An 11,898-nucleotide genomic window follows, 5' to 3' on the forward strand; every position below is an offset into this window, starting at 1 on the left:
AGTCACAGTACCTGCGTTAATAATCTTATTTAAGGAAACTGGGGTCTTTTATCTATTCCAGATCAGGAATGCTACTAAATAGTAAGTTCGTAAGTGATGTGCTTTTTTCCTGGCACAGCGCCTAATGCTTTATGAATGGCAATCATTTTATCATTGAAATCGCCTACCCAAGAGAGTTCGCCTTCTACATACTGACTTTTCATGGCGCCTTCAAAGCATTTGTAAACCAAAACGGATTCTAGTCCGGTATTTTGGAATTTTGGATGCGTTCCCATGGCCCAAACCCTAAGCCTAGTGATGGTTTTTTTCCGCTTCAACATCACGAAACGCAGCTTATTCCAAAGGCTGAGTTTACCATTCAGGTGTTTTAATATTTGATTTACATCGGGCAGCACCAAAACAAAACTGGCAGGTTGCCCATCTACATAAGCAAACCAGATGTAGTTAGGATCGTAAAAAGGCTTAACTTTTTCGAAAGTCTCTTTTACATACTCCTTTTTAATGGGGGTGAAGTTTTCGTGATGTGCCCATGCCGAATTATAGATTTCCATGAAATCAGCAGCACATTCATCAAACCGGTCAGCATTTAAAGGCTTCAATGTAAGGTTTGGCTTTTTCGAAATGGCATACTTCGCAATTTTGACAAAGCGCTCTGGCAAACCATCCTTTATGTTCAAATGGTTGGTCAGTTGTTCCATCTTCTTTTTAAAACCATAGGCTTCAAAAAAATCACGGTAATGAGGCGGGTTATAAGCCATTCCGTTTGATGGATGTGTAAAGCCCTCTACCAAAAGTCCCCAATAAGAGTCGTTTTCGCCAAAATTAATGGGGCCTTGAACTGTATTCACCTTTCTTTCTAACAGCCATTTTTTGGCGGTATCAAAAATTTGAAAGGCTATGGATTTATCATTAATGGACTCAAAAAAGCCGATACCACCAATGCGTTGAGTACCAAAGTTAGCTTTGTTCTCATTAATAAAAGCAGCAATTCTGCCAATCAGGTTTCCCTTATCATCTTTAAAAACCCAACGCGCGGCATCTCCATTTTGAAAGAACACGTTTTCTTTCGGGTCAAAAATATTATTGATTTCCTGATCCAATGGGCATACCCAAACCGGATCATTTTTGTAGATAACTCTGGCCACGTCCAGAAAATCCTTCTTATCTTTTTTACTCTTAACCTCGATGATTTGCATTGACCTAAGCTTATCCCTGATTGTTACAAAGAAATCTGTTATTTAGTTCTGGTTAAAATCTTTAAGCGTTTTTTTCAACAGCTCACTCTTCCATCAACTTCAGAAGAATTTCCTGAGCCGCTTTTGCAATTACTGTCCCTGGACCAAAAATGGCCGCAGCTCCCGCCTCTCTCAGAAAATCGTAATCGGCAGGAGGAATTACACCACCTGCAATAACCATTATGTCTTCACGCCCTAGACGTTTCAATTCGGCAATAAGTTGTGGAATTAAGGTTTTATGTCCTGCGGCCAAACTCGAAGCGCCAATCATGTGCACATCGTTTTCGGCTGCTTGAAGTGCCGTTTCTTCAGGAGTTTGAAAAAGTGGCCCAATATCTACGTCAAAGCCTAAATCGGCAAAGCTGGTAGCAATTACTTTAGCACCACGGTCGTGGCCATCCTGCCCCATTTTCGCTACCATAATTCGTGGTCTTCGACCGTCCATTTCGGCAAACTTATCGGCCAGTTCTCGGGCTTTTTTAAAGTCTTCGTTGTCTTTCACTTCGTTTGAATATACGCCAGAAATTGATCTGATCACAGCTTTGTGCCTTCCAAAAACATTTTCCAATGCTGTAGAAATTTCCCCTAAAGAAGCCCTCAACCTAGCGGCATCCACCGCCAGCTCGAGCAAATTGCCTTCGCCAGAGCGAGCGGCATCTTCTAATGCTTTTAAGCTCGCTTCCGCTTTTGCTGTATCTCTGTTGGCTTTCAAAACCGCCAGCCTTTCCAATTGCGATTTTCGTACCGAAGCATTATCCACTTCCAGTAAATCGAAATCTAAGGCTTCATCTACTTGATACTGATTTACACCAACAATAATGTCCTTGCCTGAATCAATTCGAGCTTGCTTGCGGGCTGCGGCTTCTTCGATTTTCATTTTCGGAAGGCCTTGCTCAATGGCTTTGGCCATTCCACCTAACTCTTCCACCTCTTCAATCAGTTCCCAAGCCTTTTTCACCAACTCTTCAGTGAGGTATTCTACATAATAAGAACCGCCCCATGGGTCTACCACTTTGGTAATGTCGGTTTCTTGCTGAAGGTAGATTTGTGTGTTTCTGGCGATTTTTGCCGAGAAGTCCGTAGGCAAGGCAATGGCTTCGTCTAAGGCATTTGTATGCAGCGATTGCGTATGACCAAGCGCAGCGGCCATGGCTTCCACACAAGTTCTAGTAACGTTATTGAAAGGATCTTGCTCTGTTAAGCTCCAGCCCGAAGTTTGGCTGTGTGTTCGCAGTGCCATCGACTTTTCGTTCTTTGGGTTGAACTGCTTTACGATTTTCGCCCAAAGCAAGCGCCCTGCTCGCATTTTAGCAATTTCCATAAAATGGTTCATGCCAATTCCCCAGAAAAAAGAAAGGCGCGGGGCAAAGGTGTCAATATCCATTCCTGCGTTAATACCCGTGCGGATGTACTCTAAACCGTCTGCCAACGTATAAGCCAGCTCGATATGTGCTGGCGCACCGGCTTCGTGCATGTGATAACCCGAAATACTGATGGAGTTAAATCGAGGCATATTTTTGGACGTATACTCGAAAATATCACCAATGATTTTCATAGAAGGCAAGGGCGGATAGATATAGGTATTCCGCACCATAAACTCCTTCAGAATGTCATTCTGAATGGTTCCACTTAGTTCTTCTTTAGCCACGCCTTGTTCTTCTGCAGCAGCAATGTAAAAAGCCATAATGGGCAAAACCGCTCCGTTCATGGTCATGGAAACCGACATTTTATCGAGCGGAATTTGATCGAAAAGCAGCTTCATGTCCAAAATAGAATCAATGGCCACACCTGCTTTCCCCACATCACCTACCACGCGTGGATGATCGGAGTCATAACCTCTGTGAGTGGCCAAATCGAAAGCCACAGACAATCCTTTTTGGCCTGCCGCTAAATTTCTTCGGTAAAAGGCATTTGATTCTTCTGCCGTGGAAAACCCAGCATATTGACGGATCGTCCAAGGGCGTTGGGTATACATTGAAGCATAAGGGCCTCGCAAGTAGGGAGGAATTCCCGCCACAAACTTTAAATGCTCGGCATCTTTAATTTCGGAAAAAGAAACGCTTGAAGGCACTTCAATTCCTTCCGCAGTGGTCCAGTTTTCAGCAGCCTTAGCTTGGGTACTTTCAGCCGAGATGTTGAGTGGTTTTAATGTCGGTCTCATAATTTCGGATTAAAGGGCTAACGCGTTAATGTCGTTTTCAGAAAGGTTATTCAAACCTCCTTTTGCTTCAATTTGTTGAAGAATGGCCCAACTTTTCTCTACCAATTGGGCGGTAAGTGATTCTATATAATAAGAGCCAGCAGACGGATCGAGGGTTTTGTCTAAATACGATTCGTCTTTAAGAATGGTAGAAATGTTTCTTGCTATGCGCTCGCCTTGGGCCGGGTTCTTCGGAAACAAATGATGGAAAGGTTGAACGATTACAGCGTCTGTTCCTCCGATAATGGCAGTCATGGCTTCCGTTGTTGCGCGGAGCAGGTAATTATACTCATCCTTGGTAGGTTCGTTCCATTGGCCAGAGCTAGAGGAAATTTGAATGACGTTCAGTGCCAATTGAAAACCATATGAATTTGCAAGCTGAGCAACCAAAATCCTGAAAGCACGATGACGGGCGATCTCTAGAAAGTATGATTCACCTACATTCAGGTTAAACTGTAATTGCTTAAACCATGCTTGAACCTCTTCAGTTGTGGTCGTATTCGTGTCAATAACATCGATGGTTTTGGCAAGTAGAAGGGCCAAACCTAGATTGGCATTTTCATTTTTTTCTTCTGAAATGAAAAATCTGAAATTGGGCAGCTTACTTAAGAAAGGCGATTCATTGGAGCGGATAAAGCCTCTGACTTCATTTTTATCAACCTCATTTGCTTTTACATAAGCTTCAAAGGAATTCATTAACGACTCAGCTCCATTTCCTATTTCCAATCCAATATGGCAGAAGTTGAGTAGCACATCTTTGAGGAGCAGATCGAAGTTTGGAACTGATTTTAAATGAAAGAAGATTCCTGTTGCACCACTGTTCAGGGCTAAAAGTGCCTTTTCGTTGGCCTCTTTTTCCGAGTATACCTGAATTACTTGGTAGTTGACCCAATTTCTTATTCCTAGGGCTTCTGCCTGATGATTTGGAATTTGTAACTGTGGTAAAGAGCTCGGCAAATCTTCTTCAGTGTAAAAAGGTTTGCCTTCAACACCAGCAATTTTCCAATTGAGCTCTTCAATAGGTTTGCCCTTCAGTTCTTTAATAATTTGGTTCCGCCAAGCCTTGGGCTCTGGCTTTTTAAAGTCATCGAAAAGTCCTTGCTCCATACTCCTTCAATTTAATGACACGAAAATAAGGGATTTCAAATCGCCATGCTGATTTAAAGTGAAATTCGCCTTCATAATCTTGATTCTGAAACCACTTTAGGCCATTTAACAGGCACTGAGGCACATAGCTAAGGCAGCTAGTTTTGGCGGTCAAATTATTTTCGCCTCTCTTATGAATTCGCCTTTCATGTTCGTCTTATTTTTATCATTTTTGTCGTCCCCCAAAAATCACTTGGGGATTTTTTATCCAATTTGCATAATCAATTGATGGTGAAAGATTGCGTATCGGTTTGGGAAGACTGTCTCCGATTCATTAGGAGCCAGGTGGGCGATCAAAGTTTCAAAACTTGGTTTGAACCTATCGTTCCACTCAAACTGAATGAAGGTATTCTTACCATTCAGGTACCAAGCCAGTTCTTCTACGAATATCTTGAAGAACACTATGTTCAGCTCTTAAGGCAGGTGATTCATACCGAACTAGGACCCCATGGCCGACTTGAATACTCTGTAATTGTTGATAGCGGAAGTGCTCAAAATCAAGCTTACTCTGTAACCTTACCCAATCAAAACCCAAAGAATAAATGGGAGCAAGACAAGCCGGCAAAAATTCATAGCCCGTTTGACATGCCTTCTGTAGAAGACGAGTTTCGGCACTCTAACCTGAACCCGAATTACGATTTCGAAAATTATATTGAAGGCGACTGTAACCGTTTGGCGAGGTCGGCTGGTATAGCTGTAGCTGAAAAACCAGGGGTAACTTCTTTTAACCCGTTGATGGTTTATGGCGGTGTTGGTTTGGGGAAAACTCACTTGATTCAGTCCATTGGAAATAAAATTAGAAGAGATGATAAGAAGCATTTTGTGCTTTATGTGTCTTCTGAAAAATTTACGACACAGTTTACTGACGCAATTAAGAACAACAGCATTCAAAGCTTTACCAACTTCTACCTACAAGTAGATACTTTGATTATAGATGATGTGCAGTTTTTCTCGGGCAAAGAGAAAACGCAGGAAATGTTCTTCCACATTTTCAATCATTTACATCAAAGTGGCAAGCAAATCATTATGTCTAGTGACAGGCCGCCAAGAGACTTGAAGGGCTTGCAAGACAGGTTACTTTCTAGATTCAAGTGGGGACTAACGGCAGATTTGCAGATGCCTGATTTTGAAACTAGAATTGCCATTATTTCTAGAAAAATGGAATCGGACGGAATTTATATCCCTGATGATGTAGTAGAATATTTGGCTTATAGCGTAGACACCAACGTGCGTGAATTAGAGGGCGTTTTGATTTCTCTAATTGCCCATGCAACGCTAAACAAAGCTGAAATCAATTTAGAACTGGCCAAGCAAACGCTGAAGAACATCGTTCACGACATTGAGTCGGAAGTGGGCGTTGACTACATTCAAAAGTCGGTAGGCGAATACTTCCAGATTAGCGTGGAAGATTTGAAGGATAAAACGCGAAAGAAAGAGATTGTAATTGCCCGACAAGTAGCGATGTACTTGTGCAAAGAATATACAAACCACTCATTAAAATCTATTGGTTACCATTTTGGTGGTCGCGATCACTCTACCGTAATTCACGCGGTGCAATCGGTCAGCGATATGATTGAGATTGACACCAAGTTCTGCCATAGCATGGACGAACTCAAGAAGAAAATGAGAATGAAATCAGTATAAAAAAGGGGCTTTAAGCCCCTTTTTTATTGCCCTAAAACCTTTGTCATTATCCATTTAATTCTCACTCATTCTTCAAACAGTCCACAGGGTTAACTTTGGCTGATTTAAGTGTTTGAAAACCTACGGTAAGCCATGCAATCAGTAAGGCGGAAATGCCAGCCAAAGCAAAGAACCACCATTTCAATTCGATGGAATAGGCAAAGTTGTGAAGCCATTCGTTGGAGAAGTAATAGCCAATAGGAATGGCCAGAACTATAGAAATCAATACCGTTTTGGTAAATGTAGCAGTAAGTAGTTTCACGACTACCACCTGACTTGCTCCCAATATTTTCCTGATCCCAATTTCCTTGCTTCTTCGTTCTGCAGTAAAAGTGACCAAGCCAAAAAGGCCAAGGCACGAAATGAGAATGGCAATGCCCGCCATGTAGTTGGACAGTTGGGCTACCTTATCTTCCGTGCTGTACAGGGCACGATAATCATCTTCTAAAAAGGAAGGTTCGAAGTCATATTTTGGGTTGAACTTGGCGTAAATCGTTTTGATTTTTTCAAGGGTGTTTACTTCAGTTCCTGGTTGCAGTCTGACGATAAAATCATCTCCGCTGCTTCTGAAACGGAAAAGCATGGGCTCAATTTCTTGGTGTAATGAGCCATATTGAAAATCACTTATCACACCTATCACTTCCTTAAAGTCGTCTGGCGAAGCTTCTAGCTGAAAGCCAATCGGATCTTTTAGTCCCATAAACTTTACCGCGGTTTCGTTGAGCATGATTTTGCTCTCATCGTCATTCATTTCTTTAGAAAATGAGCGCCCCGCGACCAGTTTTAGCCCCAGCGTTTCAACAATGTTGTACCCTATTCTTGGCGATTTGAACAGGTGATTGTCATCCACGTCACCTTCTTCCCATGAGTAGCCGCTGCTGTTGTCGTTTCCCCAAAGAAAGTCTCCAGACATATTGCCAACACTGGTTACGCCAGGCAGTACCCTAAGCTCTGTTAAAAACGGGGTAGGATCGAAGCTTTCTGGGCCTTTTCTGGTAAACGTAATGATGTTTTCACGGTCATAACCCAGCGGTTTGCTATAGGTATATTCGATCTGTTTGTTGATGGTAATTACCCCGATAATGAAAATAATGGACAGGGTGAACTGCACCACCACCAAACCTTTTCTGATCCATTCTTCACCCCTTAGGTTGGCTACTTTTCCTTTAAGCACCGCCACTGGCTTAAAGCCTGAAAGGTAGAAAGCAGGGTAACTACCGGCAAGTATTCCTGTACTCATTACGATGGCTAAAAGTGGTAAAATGAAATCGCTTAAATTAAATTCAAGCTGCTTAGAAGTAATCTCATTGAACTGAGGAAGGAGTAAAACCACTAAACCAATGGCCACTAAAAGCGCCAGTAGCGAGAGTAAAATGGACTCTCCCAAAAACTGGAAAACCAAGTCTCTTCGGTTGGCCCCAATTGCCTTTTTCACCCCTACTTCTTTCATCTTTTTGGAAGCTTGCGCTGTAGAGAGGTTCATGAAATTGATGCAGGCAATCAGCAGAATAAAAATGGCAATGACCGTGAAAAGCCGAACATTCTCAATTCTTCCACCTACTTGGATCCCATTCTCATATGCACCGTAGAGGTAGTTTTTCGCATATGGCTTAATGAACAGTGCCTGTTTATTATTGTCTGTTTTTCCATACATTAAACGCGCAATTTTTTGATTCAATTGCTCAGCATCTGCCCCCTCTTTTAAGAGCAAATAGGTGCGTGCATAACCACCTTTCCAATCTTCGGCCCATTCTTCAGCATCGATCAATGCTTGGTAATTGACAACAATGTTGAATTGCTCGGTGGCATTCTTGGGCGGATCCTTAAACACACCAGATACCACAAAAGGCTGGTTGAGAAGTGAACTCTCCCAATCAATGGTATTGCCAACTGCATTTTCAACAGTACCAAAAACGGTGATGGCCAGCGACTCTGAAATTGCAACTGAGTTTTTGTCTTGAATGATCCTTTCTGTTGTTCCCGAAATCAGCGGGTAAGTCATTACTTGGAAGAAGTTTGGACTCGCAAAAAGTCCGTTTACTTCAAAGTTTTTTTCGCTGTGGCTAATAGTGCCTTGGGGCCTGAAAAAGTGATTTCCGACCCTGACGGCATCTTCCACTTCGGGGAATTCTTCTTTTATGGCTTGTGCTAATTTGCCCGAAGTATAATCCCAAGTGAGCACACTTTCGGGTAAAGTGAAATTGGTGAAGACCCAATATAGCCGATCGTTTTTTTCATTGAACGTATCTACCGAACGTTCATCATTCACCCAAAGGAAAATGAGCAAGGCCGCAGCTAAACCCGTGGAAAGGCCGATTAAGTTGATGAGGAAAGTAGCTTTGTGTCGCTTGAAACCTCTGAGCGTGATTAATAAATTGTGTTGTAACATACCGAGATAATTGAGTTGATGATTTCCGCCAAGCCCTCTGACCAAAGCAGGGCGCAGTAGTTTTAAGACTTCACGATTGTAAAGCCTTCTGGATTTTTTGACCGAGTACTCCGCTAAATTTTCAGCGAATACTTCCTCCATATCGCCTTCTATTTCTTCCAAAAAGTCTTTTTTCAGAAAGAAGCGTAGAAGCCTTAGTGACCAACGAGGCGGTTGAATATCGTTTTGTGGATTGTTCAAATTAACTGGTGGCTATGTTGGGCATGGCTGACCAAAGTTGGGTGCGGATGTCTTTCATTTCTTCCAAAACCCTGTGAGCATAAGGTGTGGCGCTATAAATACGTTTGCGCTTTCCTCCTCGTTTTTGGGTGGCTTCCCCAAATTCTGAAGTTAGAAAACCCTTTTCTTCCATACGCTTTAAAGCAGACTGGATGGAGCCCACGCTCAGTTTTTCTTTGAGTCGATCTTCCAGTTCGCGCTTAATTTCTACCCCATAAGCTTCGGCTTGAAGTACAACCACCGTCATAAGCACCAGCTCTTCAAACTCTCCTAATTTGGTTTTCTTCATGGCTATATCATTCGTAATTGCAGTAAATATAGAAAATTATTTTATTCGTAATTGCAGTTTTTATTAAAAAAGCTTTGAACCGCAAAGAGCGCAGAATTACGCAAAGGGAATATCGGGACTTGTATTGAGAATAACTGAGAGCTCTTTAACCACAAAGTAAACTAAGTTTCGAAAAAGGTTAAATCGGAGCGCAATCGCTTAGTTGTACCGAGTGATGCCTAGCGTTTTGGTTTGAAGCCAACGTACTACGACTCACTCGGCAAAGCCAAGCGACTGTTGAGGAATCCTTTTACCGCAAAGAATACGGAGTTACGCGAAGGTGGTATTGGGTAATAGCCAACAAGCCAAGTCATGCTGTAAGCCCCGAAGCCTCGGGGTATTCAGTAACAAATTTGTAAAGGTCAATTTCTTGTGAAGCGTGAAAAGACCTCTACGAGGTGACTGTAATAGTGGACTTGTTTTTTAAACCGCAAAGGGCGTTTAAGGTGGCAAAGGTTAAATCAGCGCGTAATCGCTCGGTTGTACCGAGTGATGCCTAGCGTTTTGACTTGAAGCCAACGTACTACTAGTCACTCGGCAAAGCCAAGCGACTGTTGAGGAATCCTTTCACCGCAAAGAACACGAAGTTTTGCGAAGGCGGTATTGGGACGTACATTAGCTATAAAACCAAAGCTAGCTTTTGGGTAATAGTTAACAAGCTCAGTCATGCTGTTAGCCCCGAAGCTTCGGGGTATTCAGAAACCCAGGGAGCAAAGCCGTTTTGTAGGGCGTGAAATTCCGTGGCTTCGGAATCTACGAGGTGACTGTGATAGCAAGCTTAAGTTGATGTTAGACTGCTTCGTGCCTCGCAGTGACGCATATCGTTTACTTCCCCCTAAAATAAGCCATTACAATATCTCTAACATCGTTTTTGATACCATTGAAATCTGGAGGGGCGATGGCTTGGCTTTCATAATCTTTGATAAACTCAAGGTTGGCTTCGCCACCGCTAAGAACAAAATCAGGAAGTGCCATTTTATAGGTTTTGGCATTAGAGAGCTTGGCACCTTTAATGTACCAACCGTCCGCTTTCTTTTCGGCATTCGCCAATTGTAAATAACCACCAATACCTACATTGGTGACTGTGCCGGTTTCTAAAATGCGTTGTACTACATCGCCTTTTACATCTATTATGGAAATTCCACCGCCAAAAGGAAAAGAACGAAGAATATCATACTCCGTGATGGTGCCCGTAAGCTGGTCGTCTAAGCGAATGGAGCCACTATTAAAAATGGCAAAATCTGCTTTTGGTACAGCAAATAAAAATGCCTCGGCTGTCATAATTGGGTAATTGGTAGGGCGATAGCGAATACTGCCTTCGCGTCCATCGAGGGTGTCGGTAGTGGTCATCACAATCTCATCGGGCGTATAACCCATTGCCGCCATACTCTCATTCGAAATGTTTACCCATTTATCTACCACAATCTTCACTTCGGGATCTTCCTCAAGACTATCATCTATAGAAACCAGCTCAGAAGCAATACTCGTTTCACCTGTGGTTTTATTATAACTCACCCTGTGCACATACACAGTTTTTGCATTGGCATCGGCCTTGGTCATTAGTGTATTTCCGAAAGTATATTTCATGTTAGCGTGGTCATGACCACCTAAAATAAGATCGAGCTCCGGCACAAAATAAGTAGCCAAAGAATCGTCCTCCACTTGCTTGAGATGTGTAACACCAATGAATACTTCAGCTTCTTCCTTCACCTTATTATAGACCGCTTTCACCGATTCATATTTGTTGGTATAAGCCAAATATGGAGCCTTGTTAAAAGGAAGGGTTGATCCGAAAAAGGCAATATCAACACCATCGACAGACTTCATAATATGATCAGGAAAGGGTTTTCCTTTTTGTGTCCATGAAGTGTTTTTACCCTCTACCGCATGAAGCACATTTGTAGTGGTCCATTCAAAGTCAGATTCATCAATTCTGGCCTGTATTTCATTTTCTTTTAAGTCGAACTCGTGATTACCAGGCACTACGATGTCAACACCCATGGCATTCATCACTTCTACCATGTGCTTGCCCGCAATTTTTGCACCCTCATACTTTAGGGTGCCAATAAGCGAAGGACTTACAAAGTCTCCTGAAAGGATAGTGAAAACATTTGGGTTTTCCTTTAATAGATTTTTTCTGACTGTGGCTACACGGGCCATTCCACCTACTTTACCGCCTTCTAATGGAGCAATTTCATAGACATCATTCATCTGTAAAACAATGAAATCTACCGTATCCGAAGGTTTTTTAGGCGAACATGCGCTGGAAAAAATTAAGAAAACAGACAGCAAAAAAAGGGAAAGTCGTTTCATGAAGATGCGTTTTTAAACTTGAAATAAAGTTAGTAAAAATGAAGTTTAAACCGGTAGACTTAAAAGAGCATTTAACCCCAAAGTGCGCTGAGTGACTCAAAGTTTAAATCGGAGCACAATCGCTCGGTTGGACTGAGTGATGCCTAGCGTTTTGGCTTGAAGCCAATGTACCACGAATCACCCCGCAAAGCCAAGCGACTGTTGGAGAATACCTTTTGATCCAACTTATCGAAGCTTAAATCACTGTTAATGAGTAATGGTGTGGTGAGAAACAAAATTGAACTACAACTTACTTTTTAGCTTAGTTCTGTGTTGCCACACGTTT

Annotated in this window: 7 protein-coding genes; 1 reads left to right on the forward strand and 6 read right to left on the reverse strand. The window is 42.3% G+C overall.

Annotated elements, in window-relative coordinates; translation table 11 throughout:
* Nucleotides 1-74: 74 nt before the first annotated feature.
* From MB14_RS02735 to MB14_RS02745, 3 genes are all read right to left on the reverse strand, one after another.
* The gene (locus MB14_RS02735) at nt 75-1,196 is read right to left on the reverse strand and encodes a hypothetical protein (RefSeq protein ID WP_062588462.1); all 1,122 of its coding nucleotides are present in this window, start codon (nt 1,194-1,196) and stop codon (nt 75-77) included.
* Nucleotides 1,197-1,278: 82 nt separating this feature from the next.
* Complete coding sequence (gene scpA, locus MB14_RS02740; protein ID WP_062588463.1) at nt 1,279-3,396, reverse strand: methylmalonyl-CoA mutase; 2,118 nt, start codon at nt 3,394-3,396, stop codon at nt 1,279-1,281.
* Between the two features lie 9 nt (nt 3,397-3,405).
* On the reverse strand, nt 3,406-4,542 hold the full coding sequence (locus MB14_RS02745) for a methylmalonyl-CoA mutase family protein (RefSeq protein WP_062588465.1): 1,137 nt from the start codon (nt 4,540-4,542) through the stop codon (nt 3,406-3,408).
* Between the two features lie 267 nt (nt 4,543-4,809).
* Between MB14_RS02745 and dnaA the strand changes: the two genes are divergently transcribed.
* Nucleotides 4,810-6,225, forward strand: a complete 1,416-nt coding sequence (dnaA, locus tag MB14_RS02750; protein ID WP_062588468.1) for a chromosomal replication initiator protein DnaA — start codon at nt 4,810-4,812, stop codon at nt 6,223-6,225.
* Between the two features lie 61 nt (nt 6,226-6,286).
* Here the strand turns inward: dnaA and MB14_RS02755 are convergent, their stop codons facing one another.
* The 3 genes from MB14_RS02755 to MB14_RS02765 all read right to left on the reverse strand — a co-directional run bounded on the left by MB14_RS02755 (nt 6,287) and on the right by MB14_RS02765 (nt 11,573).
* A complete protein-coding gene (locus tag MB14_RS02755; protein WP_062588470.1) occupies nt 6,287-8,893 on the reverse strand; it encodes an ABC transporter permease in 2,607 nt (868 codons plus the stop codon).
* A 1-nt stretch (nt 8,894) separates the two neighbouring features.
* Nucleotides 8,895-9,221, reverse strand: a complete 327-nt coding sequence (locus MB14_RS02760) for a PadR family transcriptional regulator (protein WP_062588472.1) — start codon at nt 9,219-9,221, stop codon at nt 8,895-8,897.
* Between the two features lie 864 nt (nt 9,222-10,085).
* A complete protein-coding gene (locus MB14_RS02765; RefSeq protein WP_062588474.1) occupies nt 10,086-11,573 on the reverse strand; it encodes a bifunctional metallophosphatase/5'-nucleotidase in 1,488 nt (495 codons plus the stop codon).
* Between the last annotated feature and the right edge of the window lie 325 nt (nt 11,574-11,898).

The sequence above is a fragment of the Roseivirga ehrenbergii genome (genome assembly GCF_001593005.1).
Taxonomy (GTDB): domain Bacteria; phylum Bacteroidota; class Bacteroidia; order Cytophagales; family Cyclobacteriaceae; genus Roseivirga; species Roseivirga ehrenbergii.

Excerpts from the sequence above, each read along its gene's own strand:
- MB14_RS02735 (WP_062588462.1), bottom strand. The coding sequence starts at position 1,196 with ATGCAAATCATCGAGGTTAAGAGTAAAAAAGATAAGAAGGATTTTCTG.
- MB14_RS02760 (WP_062588472.1), bottom strand. The coding sequence starts at position 9,221 with ATGAAGAAAACCAAATTAGGAGAGTTTGAAGAGCTGGTGCTTATGACG.
- dnaA (WP_062588468.1), top strand. The coding sequence starts at position 4,810 with ATGGTGAAAGATTGCGTATCGGTTTGGGAAGACTGTCTCCGATTCATT.
- scpA (WP_062588463.1), bottom strand. The coding sequence starts at position 3,396 with ATGAGACCGACATTAAAACCACTCAACATCTCGGCTGAAAGTACCCAA.
- MB14_RS02765 (WP_062588474.1), bottom strand. The coding sequence starts at position 11,573 with ATGAAACGACTTTCCCTTTTTTTGCTGTCTGTTTTCTTAATTTTTTCC.
- MB14_RS02745 (WP_062588465.1), bottom strand. The coding sequence starts at position 4,542 with ATGGAGCAAGGACTTTTCGATGACTTTAAAAAGCCAGAGCCCAAGGCT.